15 protein-coding genes are annotated in these 16,353 nt (G+C 68.5%); 5 read left to right on the top strand and 10 right to left on the bottom strand.

Annotated features, from left to right (window positions below; genetic code table 11):
• Positions 1–4: 4 nt before the first annotated feature.
• From HQ325_RS11705 to HQ325_RS11680, 6 genes are read right to left on the bottom strand one after another with little or no spacing between them, the layout of a single operon-like run.
• Entirely contained in the window at positions 5–1,258 is a 1,254-nt protein-coding gene (locus HQ325_RS11705; RefSeq protein WP_222629666.1) for an MSMEG_0569 family flavin-dependent oxidoreductase, read from the bottom strand.
• Positions 1,255–1,539: an MSMEG_0570 family nitrogen starvation response protein gene (locus HQ325_RS11700; protein WP_056441075.1), complete on the bottom strand. Its 285-nt coding sequence runs from the start codon at positions 1,537–1,539 to the stop codon at positions 1,255–1,257. The genes HQ325_RS11705 and HQ325_RS11700 overlap by 4 nt, the downstream gene beginning before the upstream one ends.
• Positions 1,532–2,440, bottom strand: coding sequence for a carbon-nitrogen hydrolase family protein (locus HQ325_RS11695; protein WP_222629664.1), 909 nt, complete (start codon positions 2,438–2,440; stop codon positions 1,532–1,534). Before HQ325_RS11695 ends, HQ325_RS11700 begins: the two co-directional genes overlap by 8 nt.
• The gene (locus HQ325_RS11690) at positions 2,437–3,834 is read right to left on the bottom strand and encodes an MSMEG_0567/sll0787 family protein (protein ID WP_222629663.1); all 1,398 of its coding nucleotides are present in this window, start codon (positions 3,832–3,834) and stop codon (positions 2,437–2,439) included. Before HQ325_RS11690 ends, HQ325_RS11695 begins: the two co-directional genes overlap by 4 nt.
• A 1-nt stretch (position 3,835) precedes the next feature.
• Positions 3,836–4,939, bottom strand: coding sequence for an MSMEG_0568 family radical SAM protein (locus tag HQ325_RS11685; protein WP_222629661.1), 1,104 nt, complete (start codon positions 4,937–4,939; stop codon positions 3,836–3,838).
• Between the two features lie 12 nt (positions 4,940–4,951).
• Entirely contained in the window at positions 4,952–5,476 is a 525-nt protein-coding gene (locus HQ325_RS11680; RefSeq protein WP_027506093.1) for an MSMEG_0572/Sll0783 family nitrogen starvation response protein, read from the bottom strand.
• Between the two features lie 170 nt (positions 5,477–5,646).
• Between HQ325_RS11680 and HQ325_RS11675 the strand changes: the two genes are divergently transcribed.
• The 3 genes from HQ325_RS11675 to HQ325_RS11665 are packed head-to-tail and all read left to right on the top strand — an operon-like array spanning position 5,647 to position 7,360.
• On the top strand, positions 5,647–6,543 hold the full coding sequence (locus tag HQ325_RS11675; protein WP_308014502.1) for a DUF3626 domain-containing protein: 897 nt from the start codon (positions 5,647–5,649) through the stop codon (positions 6,541–6,543).
• A 12-nt stretch (positions 6,544–6,555) separates the two neighbouring features.
• Positions 6,556–6,936: a hypothetical protein gene (locus HQ325_RS11670; RefSeq protein ID WP_222629659.1), complete on the top strand. Its 381-nt coding sequence runs from the start codon at positions 6,556–6,558 to the stop codon at positions 6,934–6,936.
• Positions 6,929–7,360 (top strand): hypothetical protein, encoded by a 432-nt coding sequence (locus tag HQ325_RS11665; protein ID WP_222629657.1) that lies wholly within the window; start codon positions 6,929–6,931, stop codon positions 7,358–7,360. The genes HQ325_RS11670 and HQ325_RS11665 overlap by 8 nt, the downstream gene beginning before the upstream one ends.
• 54 nt (positions 7,361–7,414) lie before the next feature.
• Here the strand turns inward: HQ325_RS11665 and HQ325_RS11660 are convergent, their stop codons facing one another.
• Both HQ325_RS11660 and HQ325_RS11655 read right to left on the bottom strand, forming a co-directional pair.
• Positions 7,415–7,786 (bottom strand): SdpI family protein, encoded by a 372-nt coding sequence (locus HQ325_RS11660; RefSeq protein ID WP_222629655.1) that lies wholly within the window; start codon positions 7,784–7,786, stop codon positions 7,415–7,417.
• A 3-nt stretch (positions 7,787–7,789) separates the two neighbouring features.
• On the bottom strand, positions 7,790–8,218 hold the full coding sequence (locus HQ325_RS11655) for an SRPBCC family protein (RefSeq protein ID WP_222630965.1): 429 nt from the start codon (positions 8,216–8,218) through the stop codon (positions 7,790–7,792).
• A 109-nt stretch (positions 8,219–8,327) separates the two neighbouring features.
• On the opposite strand from HQ325_RS11655, the gene HQ325_RS11650 reads away from it, so the two are divergent.
• Together HQ325_RS11650 and HQ325_RS11645 are read left to right on the top strand one after the other, a co-directional pair.
• Positions 8,328–10,601, top strand: a complete 2,274-nt coding sequence (locus tag HQ325_RS11650) for an ATP-dependent DNA ligase (RefSeq protein WP_222629653.1) — start codon at positions 8,328–8,330, stop codon at positions 10,599–10,601.
• Positions 10,602–10,794: 193 nt separating this feature from the next.
• A complete protein-coding gene (locus HQ325_RS11645) occupies positions 10,795–12,003 on the top strand; it encodes a lipase family protein (RefSeq protein WP_222629651.1) in 1,209 nt (402 codons plus the stop codon).
• 10 nt (positions 12,004–12,013) lie between these two features.
• Here the strand turns inward: HQ325_RS11645 and HQ325_RS11640 are convergent, their stop codons facing one another.
• Entirely contained in the window at positions 12,014–13,888 is a 1,875-nt protein-coding gene (locus HQ325_RS11640) for an ABC transporter ATP-binding protein (RefSeq protein WP_222629650.1), read from the bottom strand.
• A 111-nt stretch (positions 13,889–13,999) separates the two neighbouring features.
• Complete coding sequence (gene lon, locus HQ325_RS11635) at positions 14,000–16,318, bottom strand: endopeptidase La (protein ID WP_222629649.1); 2,319 nt, start codon at positions 16,316–16,318, stop codon at positions 14,000–14,002.
• Positions 16,319–16,353: the final 35 nt, after the last annotated feature.

Below are 16,353 nucleotides of genomic sequence, written 5' to 3'. Positions count from 1 at the left end.
GCGGTCAGACCGCCGCGGGCACGCGGGCGCCGACCGCCGGGGACATCTGCTCCGCGAGGTACTCCGCATCCCGTGCCACCGCCGCGAATCGACCCGAGCCCCAGGTGTTCTGCCACGGCAGACCCAGGAAGTACAGGCCCTCGGCCGCGGTCACACCGCGGGTGTGAGCCGGGTGGCCCTCACCGTCGAACACCCCGACCTTCAGCCAGCGGTAGTCCCGGCGGAAGCCGACGGCCCACACGACGGACGTGACGCCCGCCGCCTCGAGATCGAGCTCGGCGGCTTCCGACTCGGGCCGCCAGACCGGTGTGTAGCGCTCCTCGACGGGAGCGTCGAGTCCCGCCCTGGCGATGTAGGCGTCGATGTCGTTCTTGATGCCCTCCGACACCGCGTCCGCCGCGTCGAGTGACTGCTCGAGAGTCGGCGCGAAACGCAGGACACCGTCCGAACCGACGTCGGTCAACCGCCCGTACAGCCGCATCCCGTCCAGCGCGAAGGCGCGCAGGTCGATGTCGCGTCCGCCGTCCCGCCCGGTCACGTAGTGGTTCGTGCTCTCCCGCTTGAAGAGTCCGCCGGCGTGCTCGGAGATCGACACGTCGTACACCCCCATGTCCTGCAGCCACGCGACGCAGTCCCGTCCGCGGTAGAAGCGGGCGACACGAGGCGCGGACCCCGTGACGAGGTGCACCTGCCTGCCCTCGAGGTGCAGATCCTCGGCGATCTGTGCGCCGGACTGCCCGGTGCCGACCACCAGGACCCCACCCGGAGGAAGTGCCGCCGCGCTGCGGTAACGCGACGAGTGGATCTGCGTGATCGTCTCCGGCACCCGCTCGGCGAGGCGAGGAATCGACGGGACGTGGTAGCCACCGACGGCCACCACGACCTGATCCGCGGTCATCGCCCCGGCAGAGGTCGACACGGCGTAGCCGCCGCCGGGTGCCTGCTGCACCGACAGCACCGCAACGTGTTCGCGGACCGGAGCGCCGAACGAGTCGGCGTAGCGACGTACGAAGTCGTACACCAGGTCTCGGGTCATGAATCCGTCGGGATCGTCGCCGTCGTAGGCGTACCCGGGCAGGACGCACTGCCAGTTCGGTGTCACCAGGGTGAAGTTGTCCCACCGCCCGTCCAGCCACTCGTGAGCGATGGTGTCCCGTTCGAGGACGACGTGGTCGACACCGCGTCGGGTCAGGTGCCAGCTCATGGACAGACCGGCCTGGCCCGCGCCGATCACGATCACGGTGTGATGCTCGGTCATCGCGCTCCTCCCAGGTCGAGCACGTGCACGGTGCCGCGGTCGAACGCCGCTGCGGTGGTCTCGATCTCGCGCAGGGTCGCTGCTGCCGAGGTACAGGCGAAGCCGTACTTGGCTCGCACCCGATCACTGGCCTCGGTGAGTGCGAGACGACTGCGCTGCACGAAGTCGGCGATCTCGTAGCGAGTCCCGACCGTCAGATGGTCACGGACCACGAGTGACGGCGAATAGCACTGTTGGCGGCACCCGTTGGGCCACTGGACGGTGAAGGTCATCTCAGGCACGGCTCATCACCCGGTCCACCCGAGACATGCTGTCGCCGTCGACGAGGGTCCCGTACACGGACGGCCGGCGGTCGCGAAGGTTGTACATGCCGCCGCCGCGGGCCGCCGCGATCGCTTTCTGCACATCGAGAGTCGCTGTGGCCAGGCCGGGTTCGACCCCCGTGCCGGCGAGGATCTCCCCGCCCGGGCCGACGATCTTGGCGCTGCACACGAAGTCCAGCGACCCGAAGGACCCCGCCTGATTGGACGCGATCCACACGACCTGGTTCTCCAGGGCTCGGGCCTGGTCGTAGATGTCGAAGCGCAGCTTCCATCGATCGTCGGCCATGTTCGGCGCACGCCCCGTGCGCGAGGTCGGCCATGCCGACAGCGAGGTGATGATCTCGGCGCCGTCGAGGGCGATCTCCCGCGCCGCCTCGGGGAACGCCTTGTCGTAACAGATCTGCATGCCCATCCGGCCGACCGGTGTGTCGAAGGCGCGGTACTCGGAACCTGCCGAGTAGCAGAGGTTCTCGCCCAGCGGTTGGTGCACCTTGCGGTACGAGCCCAGCACCCCGTCACCGTGCACCGTCACCGCGGCGTTGTACCGCGTGAGACCGTCCGCCTCACAGAAACCGAAGGTCACCACCATGTCCCCGGCCATCGCCGACACTCGCGCGATCTCCGGGCCGTCCAGCTCCAGGGCCGGCGGCAGGTTCTGCAGCCGGCTCCGGCGCTTCTCCTCCGACTCGTCTCCGCCTCCCAGACTCGGGAGGTAGCCGCCTAGGCATGCCTCCGGCAGGACCAGCAGCGCGCTGCCGCGACGCCGTGCCTCCGCGATGGTGCGCTCGATGGTGGCGTACGACTCGTCCATGTCGCGGCCGAAACGCTCGGACGCCACCGAGAGAGTTACGTCGTTCATGCTGGTCCCAATCCTGTGACTGCGGCGGAGACCGCCGAGGTGGTGGCGCCGTCGGGCCACCGCAAGGTGACTCCCGGCTCCGAGGTGAGGCGGCCGCAGGCGGCCGATGTCGCCGGACCGGCCGGCGGGAGCCGACGTCCGGGGCGGTCCGCGGTGATCATCGCGAACCCGGGGAAGCACGTGATCCATCGGCCGAGGTCGGCACCACCGGGTCGGGGTATGCGGGCGACGTCGATCTCGGCGCCCGTACCGGATGCCTCGGCCAGCATGCCGACGGTGCCCGCGAGCCCCGCCATGCTGACGTCCTTCGCCGCACGAGGAGCTGCCCGGGCCACGAACGAGCCCATCTCGCGGAGGTCCGACCCGGAGCGTGCGGAGGTCGAATCCCACTGCAGGCCGTGGTAACCGGGTCGCCAGCCGCCCCCGAGGTCGGCGGTGAGACTCAGCTCGTCACCGACCTCACCGCCGCCCGCACGCACCGGCGACGACGTCCGTCCGAGTGCCGTGACCGACAGCGCCGCCGGCACACCCACCTGGGTGTGGCCGCCGAGCACGGGAACCCCCCACGCGTCACTGGCGCGGGCGAGGCCCCGGATCACGCGGGTGAGGAGCGACGTCGTCGGAGCGCCGACGGCGTCCAGCATGCCCACCGGGGTCGCACCCATGGCGGACAGATCGTTCAGATTCACCAGGGCGGCACACCATCCTGCCCACTCCGGGTCGCGCTCGACCATCGACGGCACGATGGCGTCGCACGCGGCGATGATGTCGGAGCCGGGCACCGGCACTCCGTCGTCGCCTCGGAAACCACTCGCCCCCAACCCCAGTGGCGCAGTGGCCAGGGGCGCCAGCACACCTGCGAGCACGGCCTTGGTCGACCGGACGAGACGTGCCACCGTGTCGATGGTCCAGCGCATCGTCTCGTGCGGGGCGCCGGCCAGCACGGTGGGGCCGGTGGCGGTCCACCCGAGCGCCGTGAACATCGGGACGTGGCGAGACTGCACGGTGGCGTCGAACCGCACCACCCCGGCCGTCTCCACATGAGCGCAGGCGGCTCGGATCAGAGCGGGTCCCACTGCGCGACTACGCTTCTCCCGCGCGACGACGAGGCGGCTGCCCGACCACCATCCCAGGTCGACGTCCGTGCAGGGAGCCACCCGGACCCCGCCGAGGACGGCGCCGTCGGGGGCGGTCGCGAGAAGGACGACCGCGCGCGGATCGTCGTCGACGTCGTCCCGGTCGGTACCCGAGAACAAGCCCTGCTCGACGACGAACGACTCGCGTCGAAGACGGTGATAGGCGGCGAGATCGGCCGCCGACTCGGCCGGCCGGACGAGGAACGGGGCAGCGTCGACGGTGGGTGCCCCGGTGAGGATCGACAGTTCGGTGCTCATGTCAGCCACCCATCGTCTGCAGGACGCTGCACGCACCACACGCTGCGCACCCGGCCTTCTGGTCGGTCCCCAGCATCTCCGCGTCCACCAGTGCCGCGGCCACCCGAGTGCTCACGTCGGTCAACAGCTCGGCGGACGGCGCACCGGCCCCGTCGACGTCGACTGCCAGCGTTCCGGGATGCGGCCGGAACGGGACGACGAAGGGATAGACCCCCATCGCGATCAACTCGGTGGCGCCGCGAACCATCTCGTCCGGGTCCTCGCCGAGCCCGACCAGCAGATACGTGGACACCTGGTTGCGTCCGAAGACACGCACCGCCTCCGCCCATGCCGCGCGGTACTCGTCGAGCGAGACCGACGCCTTGCCCGGCATCCAGCGGCGCCGCACGTCCTCGTCCAGGGACTCGACGTGGATACCGATGGACCGTGCGCCGGCGTCGTACAACTCGGTGAGGGTCGCGAGATCACCGGGCGGTTCGCACTGCACCTGGACCGGCAGGTCGGGGAGCACGGCGCGCACCGCGCGGACGCAGCGTGCCAGGTGCAACGCCCCGCGATCTCGGCCCGCCGAGGTCCCGGTCGTCATGACCATCTGGGTGATGCCGTCGAGTCGCACCGCCGCCTCGGCCACGGCGGCGAGATCGGCGGGCTTCTTCACCGCCACGGTGGCGCCGCTGCGCAACGACTCCTCGATGGAGCAGAACCGACACCGTTGCGACTCGTCGTAGCGAATGCAGGTCTGCACCACGGTCGTGGCCAGCACCCCCTTGCCGTGGAGCTTGGCGAGCTTCTCGTAGGGCACACCGTCGTCGGTGGTGAGGTCGTAGAAGGCCGGCCGGGCGATGGCGGCGATGTCCAGTCCGACGTCGTCCCCGTCGAACAGCACCCGATCGCCGTCCAGGACGTAGGGGCTCGACGGATTGCGGGGCAGCGCTGCACCGAGTCCGTCGATGCTCACGTGGCCGTCGTCGCTCGGTCCCGCACCCGCAGTCCGGCGCACCGGCGGGGTCCCACGGATGCCGAGCAGGGCCAGATCGACCCGGTGGTTCCTGGTCGAGCGGGAAGGCCGGAGGCCGGTCGGGGTCTGCAGCCGAACGTCGGACATCGCCGTCTCACCTCAGACCATGTACGTGGAGTTGATGATCGCGCCCTTGCGGGCGTAGTGGATCAACGCGTCCTGCACGTCCAGCGGGTGCGCGGGCACGACGCCCTCGATCAGGTCTTCCTCGCGGCCGCCGTGCAGCGCGAGCCCGAATCGGCAACAGAACACGGTGCCGCCCTCCGAGATGAACGTCGCGAGAGCGTCGTTGATGTTCTGCTCGCCGGGGAAACCGGAGTCTCCGGTGGTGGGGAAGCCGCGGGTCGCCAGGCAGTTGATGGCGCCGGGACCGTAGAAGTACATCGCCGACTCGTAGCCCTTGCGCAGAGCGCGCGTCGCCTGCAGCACGGCGACGAAGCTCACCGACGACTCGTGGGCGATGCCGTGCACGAGAGTGAAGTACGACTCGCCGTCCTCCGCCTTGTAGTCCGGGAAGATCTTGGTTCCGCCGTAGATGTTGCTGCCCTTGGGGAGTGACGGGTGCGGGATCTCGGCAAGCGAGGCGGACATGTTGTCGAGGATGGTCTGATCGAACGCGGCCACGGAAACCTCCGGAAGATGAGTGAGCGAGTACTCGGGTGCGGAGACGTCCGTCCCGCTGACACCAGTACAGGCCCGCTCGATGTCCGGATGGTCACCCGCGGAACAACGCCCTGTTTCGTCCTGCTCACTCGTGTAACCCCGGCGACACACCGCCGCGTTACCGTCGGAGTGTGGTCGACGTCTCGGGTGCCCGACGCCGCCTCGCCCTCGCGCACGTCGCGTCGCGAGTCGAGGCGGGCCCACCCGTGCCACCGTCGACGAGCGTGACCGTGCACTTCCATCCCGATCGGCTCGTGGCCGGCCGACCGTTGCTCGAGGTGCTGATCGAGGAGAATCTCTATCGATCGCAGTTCGTCACGGGCACGAGCAACGGCGGGTTCGATCCTGCGCCCGGTGGTCGTCGCCGCGCGTGGGAGTCCCGCATGTTCGGTGGGGCCTACGACGACGGCCCGGCGTCGGAGCGCCCGATCTACGGCTCGCTGAATCACCGCCTGGAGCCCGCGGGTGGATCGGTGCGCTTCGGCTCCTCCCACCTGGTGCTCCGCGGAGACGTGCTCCCCAGGACGACCTTCTGCTATCCCGATTCCGTCCACGAGCCGACAGCCTTCGGCACCAGTGAGCGCATGCCACTCGTCGAGACGGCACTCTCCCACCACGACGTCGACGTGCTCGACGACTACATCGAGGCCCACGTCCACGGGCCCCTACGACTGGACACCGATGTCGAGGCACTCGTTCTCGACCCGTCGTTCCGCGGGACCGAGCTGGACGCGATCGCACGCCGGGCACCCGTTCCGGTGCGGTGGCACCACGGGTTCGAGCTGACATCGAGTCGGTTCGATCACTGCGCCGACTACCGCGGACCACACATCGCCGACCTCGCACGGTCCGTGGCGAGAGACGGGCGTCTCACCGCGTGCATCGTCGGTCAGGCCGCGAACACCGGTGAGCACGACGATCAGCACGTCAAACAGCTCTGGCACTGCGTCGCGCGCTTCGGACACGACTGGTCCGACCGTCCGGGGCCCACAACCTCACCTGCCGAGGGACGAATCGGACGGGGATAAACTGGGCTCACCATGCTCACACCCATCACGGTCGCCCTCTACGTGCTGCCACTCGTCGCCGCGGTCTGGGCACTGGTGAAGCTGATCCGCAATCAGGCGCTGCTCCTCGCGAACCGCGGTGACCGCGTGTTCTTCCGGTTCCTCGTCGGCATCGAGCTGCTCGTGCTCGCCCAGGCCGTGGTCGGTTTCGTCGCCCTGGCCACCACCGATCGCGACGTGCACGCCGTCACCTTCGGTGCGTATCTCATCGGTCTCGCGCTGCTGTTGCCGATCGGTGTGTGGTGGTCCCTCGGGGACCGCAGTCGCGGCGGTACCGCCGTCCTGATCGTCGTCACCCTCACCCTCGCGGTGATGGTGCTGCGCCTGAACCAGATCTGGGCCGGCCATGCCTGACGCCACACCGACGGACCTGCAGACGGCCACCCGGTCGGGCATCGGGCGCGTGCTCATCGCCCTCTACGCCCTGTTCTCCGTCGCCGCCGCGTCGCGCTCGGCGGTGCAGATCGGGACCCGGTTCGACGACGCACCTGTCGCGTACCTGCTGTCCGCGTTCGCCGCCCTGGTCTACATCGTCGGCACCGTGTGTCTCGCACGGGCCTCCGTGGTGTCGCGCCGCATCGCGACCATCTCGTGCGTCGTCGAGATCGTCGGTGTGCTCGCCGTCTCGATCGCCAGTTACGCCGTGCCGCAGGAGTTCCCGGAGCCCACGGTGTGGTCGCACTTCGGGTCGGGCTACCTGTTCATCCCGGTGATCCTGCCGATCGCGGCGCTGTGGTGGCTGCGGCGGACGGATACCGGTCGGACTGGGAAGGGCTGACTCGTCTGCGCTGCGGGGCATACGGACAAGCCCGCCCTCGCAGGCGCGAGAGAATCACGCGTGTCGCTCGGCCACCCTGTCCGCACGCACGGTGGCCGCCACCAGGACCACAGCTTGCACCGCGAGACCTACGGCGGGAACCGAGACTACCGCGGGCCCGATGTCGGCCTCGGTGAGCGACGCGATCAGCCAGAGCGTGGTCGTCACACCGACGACCACGACAGCGGTGACCCCGACGGCCAGCAAATGCGCTGCGGCAGCTCGATGACCAGCTCGCCAGGCATCGCGGGACGCCATCGTCGCCTTCGTGCGCAACCCCACGGCCGAATTCACGTCCACGTTCGCGCCCTGCTTCCGCATCACCCATGACAGGGACCCGAGAAGGACCACCCCGACGAGAAGTGACAGCACCGGAGCGGGTTCCACGAACTACCCCAGCTTCGCCAGGTTGGTCACACTCGTGCGCACATCGGATTCCAGGACCTTCGCGACGACCCCGCCGATCGGGCCGGACAACAATCCGCCGCGGAAGTTCGCGTCGAGGGTGAACTCGGATCCGGCATCCTTCGGCGAGACCGTCATCTTCAGGTCGATCTTGATGCCGCCCTTGCCTTTACCGAGCAGCGCGATCTCGTAGGGCTTGTCGTACTCGGTGATCGTCCAGGTGATCACGTTGCGGAAGCCCTTGACCTTGATCAGGGAGTCGATGGTGACGCCTTCCTTCAACGTGTCCGGCACGGGACTGCGCCATCCACCGAAGATGGTCATCCACTCCTGGAAGCTCGACAGATCGGACGCCCTGGCCCACGCCTCGTCCGGTGTCATCGTCGATTCCACCGTCACGTTCACTCCGGCCACGCGGCCCTCGCTTCCTGCCTCGTCGGTCCCGCGCACGGGTCCTGCCACCGAGCGTGGCACCGCCCTCGAACATACCCACCTCGCGGGACACGCAATCTATCCTGAACCCATGGCATCGCTGGAGGTCGCGGGGCGACGGATCGCGCTGACCAACGTCGACAAGGTGCTCTGGCCGGAGACGGGAACCACCAAGGGTGAGGTGATCGACTACTACGTCGACATCGCGCCCGCGATGCTGCCCCATCTTCTCGGACGCCCCGTCACTCGCAAACGCTGGCCGAACGGGGTCCAGGCCGGCTCGTTCTTCGAGAAGAATCTCGCCGCGTCGGCACCGGACTGGCTCGATCGACGACGTCTGCATCACTCGGACCGCGTCGTGGTCTACCCGGTCTTCCACACCGCCGCCGATCTCGCGTGGCTCGGACAGCAGGCGTCGCTGGAAGCCCATGTGCCGCAATGGACTTTCGACGGCGATGAACAGGGCAAGGCCACTCGCATCGTCTTCGATCTGGATCCGGGCGAGGGTGTCGACCTCGACACCTGCGCGACCGTCGCCTGCGAGGTGCGCTCGATGATCACCGACATCGGGCTCACCGCCTACCCCCTCACCAGTGGTAGCAAGGGCATTCACCTGTACGTCCCGCTGGCGAAGCCGGTGTCGTCGTCCGGCGCCTCGACCGTCGCGAAACGCGTTGCGACGCTGCTCGAGGAGAGGATGCCCGATCTGGTCACCGCATCGATGTCGAAGGCTCTACGACCCGGGAAGATCTTCCTGGACTGGAGTCAGAACAACGGCAAGAAGACCACCATCGCGCCGTACTCGCTGCGCGGACGCGACCGCCCGACCGTCGCGGCTCCGCGGACGTGGGACGAGCTCTCCGGTGGCGGTCTCGCCCAACTGAGCTTCGAGGAGGTGCTCGCTCGCTTCCACCGGGACGGCGATCTGCTCGCGGGACTCGATCCGGAGCCGGAGGCGTCGACGATCACCGACAGCCTGGGCCCGTACCGCGGCAAGCGGACTGCCTCCCGCACACCGGAACCCGTCCCGACGACACTGACGACTCGGGAATCCGCGGACCCGATCTTCGTCATCCAGGAACACCACGCACGTCGACTCCACTACGACTTCCGACTCGAGCGCGACGGCGTGCTGGTCTCGTGGGCGGTCCCGAAGAATCTACCGACGGACGAGAAGAAGAACCATCTCGCCGTGCACACCGAGGACCATCCGATGGACTACGCGTCCTTCGAGGGGACGATCCCGCAGGGCGAGTACGGCGGCGGCGAGGTGAGCGTCTGGGATCACGGCACCTTCACCACCGAGAAATGGCGGGACGACGAGGTCATCGTCGAACTCGAGGGTGAGCGCGTCGCGGGCCGGTACGCACTGATCCGGACCGACGGGGACCAGTGGCTCGTGCATCGGATGAAGCCGCGCCCCCAGCCGACACGCACCGAGTTGCCCCAGCACCTGCGGCCGATGCTGGCGTCCGCCGGAACGCTGTCCGGACTCGACGCCGACGAGTGGTCGTTCGAAGGGAAGTGGGACGGCGTCCGCATCGTCGCGACTCTCGACCACGGGGACGTCGTGCTCGAGAGTCGGACCGGACAGAACCTCACGCGCCGCTACGCGGGGATCACGGCGCTCGCCGCGGATCTGTCCGACCATGCGGTCGTGCTCGACGGTGAGGCCGTGGTCTACCGCGCGGACGGAGTCACCAGCTTCCAGGCACTGCAGGACGCGCATCCCGACGACGTGCAGTTCATCTGCTTCGACATCCTCCACCTCGACGGCACGGATCTGACGGGCAAGAAGTTCACCGACCGGCGGAAGATCCTCGAGCTGCTCCTGACCGGCCTCGAGACGGTGACCGTCTCACCGCTCCTGCCCGGTACAGCGGCGGGAGCACTGTCCGAGAGCGAGCGCCGCGGGTGGGAGGGCATCGTCGCGAAGCGGCGGGACTCGACCTACGAGGTGGGCCGACGCAGCACCGCCTGGATCAAGGTGAAGAACTGGCGGACACAAGAGGTGGTCGTCGGCGGATGGCGCGCCGGCAAGGGCTCCCGCACCGGGAGCATCGGGTCGCTCCTGCTCGGCATCCCGTCCGAGAACGGACTGCACTACGTGGGGCGTGTCGGCACCGGATTCACCGAGCGACAGCGTGCGGACCTGGTGACGCTTCTGTGTCCGACCGTCGTCGACGAGTCACCGTTCGACGAACCTCTCCCCACTGCCGACCGCCGCGATGCGACGTGGGTGGCCCCCACCGTCGTCGGCGAGGTGCGCTTCTTCGAGTGGACCGACGGCGGCTCGTTACGCCATCCGAGCTGGCGGGGCCTGCGCGAGGACAAGACCGTCGAGGACGTTCACCGCGAGGATTGAGCGCTCCCACTCGAGTGGGCAAAGTTTGGACCTTACACAAGAACCATCGAATACGGTTGTCGCCGTCGTGTCGCTTGCTTACGGTTCGATCACGGGGCCGGGGCGCCGTTTCCCGAGTGGAACCGAGCGCTCGGGCAGTGTTCAATGTGGCTGTCGTTCGATAACCGCACAGTCGGTTCGTAGGAGTGTTCCAGTGAGATCCATTCGTCGCCTCGTGCTCGCCGCGGTCACCGCAGCCGTCGTCGCTGCCGCCCTTCCGGGGACCGCCGCCGCAGACGCCCAGTACCCGACCCCCAATGCCGACCCGTTCTACTCCGCGCCGGGCGACATCTCCGGGCTCGCGCCGGGCACGGTCCTCGCCAGCCGTCCGATGCCCAACCCGCCCAACTTCTTCGGCGTGTCGACGTGGCAACTGGCGTTCCGCAGCACCGGCAGCGAGGGCAACCCCATCGTCGGCGTCACCACCGTCTTCGTCCCACTGGGGAAGGCGCCCGACGGCCCGCTGCTCTCCTACCAGCAGATCGTCAATGCTCTCGGCCTGAAGTGCGCGCCCTCGCAGGCGCTGTACTCGACCGACCCGAACGTCGTCATCCGCGACGCCGCCGCCTTGAACGCGGTGTTCACCCGCGGCTGGTCGGTCTCGATGCCGGACCACCTCGGCCCCAACAGTGCCTACGGTGCCGCCAAGCTGGGCGGTCAGATCACGCTGGACGGCATCCGCGCTGCCAAGAACTTCGATCCGCTGCAGCTGCGCAACAGTCCCGTCGGGATGGGCGGCTACTCCGGCGGAGGCATGGCCACCGCCTGGGCAGCCGCGTTGGCACCCTCGTACGCACCCGAGTTGAACATCGTGGGCAGCGCCCAGGGTGGCGTTCCGATGAACCTGTTGAAGATGGCCTACATGCTCGGCGAGAACACACCGCACCCCGTGTTCGGGCTGGCACTGGCCGCGGCGATCGGTCTCGGTCGCGAGTACCCGGACCGGATGCCCGTGTCGCAGAACCTGACTCCTCAGGGCACGTCGATGATGAATCAGATCGCCGACTCCTGCACCAACGACATCCTGGCCGTGGGCGCCAACCACAGCGCCGCGGAGATCACCGCGAACAAGTCGGTGTTCGCAGATCCGCAGGGCCGCGCCGTCGTGGAAGAGAACAGTGTCGAGCTCTACCCCGGCGTTCCGCGCGCACCGATCTTCGAGTGGCACAGCCCGACCGACGGGCTCATCCCCGTCGAAGCCATCGACAGCACCACCGCCCGGTACTGCAGCGCCGGTGCTCGGGTGCAGACTCTGCTCACCCCGACGCCCGACCACCTCAGTGGCGCGTTGCTCGGCCTGCCGTCCGCACTGCAGTGGCTGAACGATCGCTTCGCCGGCCTGCCTGCACCCAGCACCTGCTGAGCGCGGTGGCTCAGGCGCGGACCGGTTCGTCGAACTGCGTGCGGTAGAGCTCGGAGTACCGACCCGAGTTCGCCAGCAGTTCGGTGTGCGTACCGCGTTCGACGACGCGGCCGTTCTCGATGACCAGGATGAGATCGGCCGCCCGGATGGTGGAGAGCCGATGCGCAATGACGATGGACGTCCGTCCCTCCAGCGCCTCGGCGAGAGCCTCCTGCACCGCGGCCTCGGAGGTGGAGTCCAGTGACGCTGTGGCCTCGTCCAACACCACGACGGTGGGCCGCGCCAGCAGCAGTCGGGCGATGGTGACGCGCTGACGTTCACCACCGGAGAACCGGTAGCCGCGCTCACCGACCACCGTGTCCAGGCCGTCCGGCAGCGAGAGCACCAGCTCCTCCAGACGCGCTCGCCGCAGCGCGGACCAGATCTCCTCCTCCGTCGCATCCGGATGCGCCAGGGTGAGATTGGAGCGCAAGGTCTCGTGGAACAGGTGGCCGTCCTGCGTCACCATACCGACGGTGCGCCGTATCGATTCGGCCGTCAGATCGCGGACATCGACGTCGCCGATGCGCACGGCACCGGAATCCACGTCGTAGAGCCGCGACACGAGCTGGGCGATGGTCGACTTGCCCGCACCCGAGGATCCCACCAGTGCCACCATGTGCCCCGGCTCGGCGCGGAAGGACACTCCGTGGAGCACCTCCTCGCCGCCGCGAGCGTCCAGGACGGACACGTCCTCGAGGGACGCCAGCGACACCTTGTCGGCGGACGGGTAGGCGAACCGCACGTCGTCGAACTCGACGGTGACCGGACCCTCCGGAACCGCACGGGCGTCCGGCTTGTCGGTGATGAGCGGATCGAGGTCGAGGATCTCGAAGACCCTCTCGAAGCTCACCACGGCGCTCATGATGTCGACGCGGGCGCTCGCCAGCGCCGTGAGCGGTGCGTACAGCCTGGTCAGAAGCAGCGCGAGGGTCACGACGGACCCGGCGTCGAGCTGCCCTCGCAGTGCGTAGAAACCGCCGAGACCGTAGACGAGCGCGAGGGCCAGCGCGGACACGAGAGTCAGTGCCGTCACGAAGACGGTCTGCACCATGGCCGAACGCACGCCGATGTCGCGGACGCGGCCCGCTCGGAGCGCGAACTCGGACGACTCGTGATCGGGGCGTCCGAACAGCTTGATCAGCGTCGCGCCGGGAGCGGAGAACCGCTCGGTCATCTGTGTCGACATGGCGGCGTTGTGCGCGGCGGCCTCGCGCTGCAGACGGGCGAGGCGAGTGCCCATGCGGCGGGCCGGGAGAACGAAGATGGGCAGGAGCAACAACGCCAGCACGGTGATCTGCCAGGAGATCCCGAGCATGACGACGAGGGTGAGCAGCAACGTCACGAGATTGCTGACGACACCCGACAGCGTGCCGCTGAATGCGCGCTGCGCGCCGATGACGTCGTTGTTCAACCGTGAGACCAGCGCACCGGTGCGCGTGCGCGTGAAGAAGGCGATCGGCATCTTCTGCACGTGGTCGAACACGCGTGTGCGGAGGTCGAGAATCAGGTTCTCGCCGATCCGCGAGGACAACCACCGGTTCACCAGCCCCGTACCGGCGTCGAGCAACGCCACGACCGCGATGACGACGGCGAGCACGAGGACCGTTCCGTAGGCGCGGCCCTGCACGATCGCGTCCACGACGCGGCCGGCCAGCACGGGCGTCGCGACGGCCAGGACCGCCGCGACGACACTGAGAATCAGGAAGCCCACGAGGAGGGTGCGCAGGGGGCGGGCGAACACCAGGATGCGCCGCACGGTCACCCGGGAGAACGGTCGGTGATCGTCGCCGTTGGTGTGCATCGATCGATACATCTGATTCCACGCGGTCATTTCCATACTCATGTGGAACCTCCTGTCACTCGTCGCGATCTCTGCCCACCGACGGCACGAACCGCGGCGTCCTGTGTCACCTGCACTTCGGGCAACCCCGGCGCCGCCCTCCCCATTCCGAGGTCAGGCAGCGGCGACCTGCTCCCGCGCAGGTTCGAGGGCTTGCGAGACGATATCGGCGACGTCCGACATGGGCCGGACGTCGACGGCAGCCCGTACCTCGGCCGGCACGTCGTCGAGGTCGGGCTCGTTCCGCGCGGGAACGAACACGGTGGTCAGTCCGGCGCGTTGCGCGGCGAGCAACTTCTGCTTCACCCCACCGATCGGGAGCACCCGACCGTTCAGGGAGACCTCACCCGTCATGCCGACGTCCGAGCGCACGGGGCGGCCCGTCGCCATCGACACCAGCGCGGTGACCATCGTGACGCCCGCGGACGGACCGTCCTTCGGTACGGCACCGGCCGGCACGTGGATGTGGATCGCCTTGTCCAGCGCCGTGGGGTCCACCCCGAGTTCCGCCGCGTGCGACCGCACGTAGGAGAGCGCGATCTGCGCCGACTCCTTCATGACGTCGCCGAGCTGACCGGTGAGGGTGAGACCGGCGGTGTCACCCGTCGAGCTCGCCTCGATGAACAGGACGTCGCCGCCCAGACCGGTCACGGCCAGGCCCGTCGCGACACCGGGGACCTCGGTGCGTTCGTGTGCCTCGGGGGTGAAGCGGGGCCGTCCGAGGTAGGTGACCAGATCGGGCTCGTCCACCGTGATGGGCCGCTCGTCCTGCGCCAACTCGGTCGCCACCTTGCGCAACGCCTTCGCCAGCAGTCGCTCGAACTGACGGACACCGGGCTCACGGGTGTAGTCGGCGGCGATCGTGCGGAGTGCAGCGTCCGTAACAGTCACCTCGGCATCGGTCAGTGCAGCGCGGTCGACCTGCCGCGGAAGCAGGTGGTTCCGTGCGATGACGACCTTGTCGTCCTCGGTGTAGCCATCGATGGTCACCAGTTCCATACGGTCCAGCAGCGCTGTCGGAATCTGGTCGATCACGTTGGCGGTCGCCAGGAAGACCACGTCCGACAGGTCGAGATCGAGGTCCAGGTAATGGTCCCGGAACGTGTGATTCTGAGCTGGATCGAGGACCTCGAGCAGCGCCGCCGCGGGGTCACCGCGGAAGTCCGATCCGATCTTGTCGATCTCGTCCAGCAGGACGACAGGATTCATCGAGCCTGCCTCGGCGATCGCACGCACGATGCGGCCCGGCAGGGCTCCGACGTAGGTGCGACGGTGTCCGCGGATCTCGGCCTCGTCGCGCACGCCACCGAGGGCGACGCGAACGAACTTGCGGCCCAACGCCTTCGCCACCGACTCACCCAGCGAGGTCTTGCCGACGCCGGGAGGACCGGCCAGCACCATGACGGCACCGGATCCACGTCCGCCCACCACCGTCAGACCGCGAGAAGCGCGCCTCGACCGGACGGCCAGGTACTCGGTGATGCGGTCCTTCACGTCGTCGAGTCCGTGGTGGTCGGCGTCGAGGACGGCGCGTGCCGCGACGATGTCGGTGCTGTCGTCGGTGGTCACAGTCCACGGCAGTTCCAGGACGGTGTCCAACCAGGTTCTGATCCAACCACTCTCGGGGCTCTGGTCGCTCGAGCGCTCCAGCCGACCGACCTCGCGTAGCGCTGCCTCGCGAACAGAGTCCGGCAGGTCTGCGGACTCGACACGTCCTCGGTAGTCGTCGGCACCGTCGGGCTCGCCCTCACCCAACTCCTTGCGGATGGCCGCGAGTTGCTGCCGCAGCAAGAACTCCTTCTGCGTCTTCTCCATACCGTCGCGGACATCGCCCGCGATCTTGTCGGTCACCTCGATCTCGGCGAGGTGGTCGGTGGTCCACTCGGTCAGCACCGTCAATCGTGCTGCCACGTCCGGGGTCTCGAGCAACTGCCGCTTCTGGACATCGGTGAGCCACGACGCGTAGCCGGCGGTGTCGGCCAGCGCGGACGGGTCCGAGAGCTTGTTCACCGAGTCGATGGCCTGCCATGCCTCGCGGCGCTGCAACATGGCCAGAACGAGCTTCTTGTACTCCGCGGCGAGAGTCCGTACGGCGTCCGTCGGCTCCGGCTCGGACACCGGCTCGGCCTGCACCCACAGAGCGGCGCCGGGACCACTGACTCCGGTGCCGATGTGCGCACGCTTCTCCGCCTTCAGCACCGCAGCCGGCTCACCGGTGGCGAGACGGCCAACCTGCACGATCGTCGCCACGACGCCGTAGGCGGGGTAGCGGTCGTCCAGTCGTGGGGCGATCAGCAGAGTGCCGTCGGCACTGGTCCGCGCGGCGTCGACCGCAGCGCGGGCAGCGTCGTCCAGTTCGACCGGCACGACCATGCCGGGCAGGACGACGGGGTCGGTCAGGAACAGAACGGGCAAGCGAGTCGATTCGCTCATGGGGTCCTCCAAGGTTGCGCGTGATCAGCTCAACT

The organism is Rhodococcus sp. BP-349, from assembly GCF_019835845.1.
Lineage (GTDB): Bacteria > Actinomycetota > Actinomycetes > Mycobacteriales > Mycobacteriaceae > Rhodococcoides.
The sequence above is the reverse complement of the archived record's forward strand: the minus strand, read 5'-3'. Positions and strand labels throughout refer to the sequence as shown.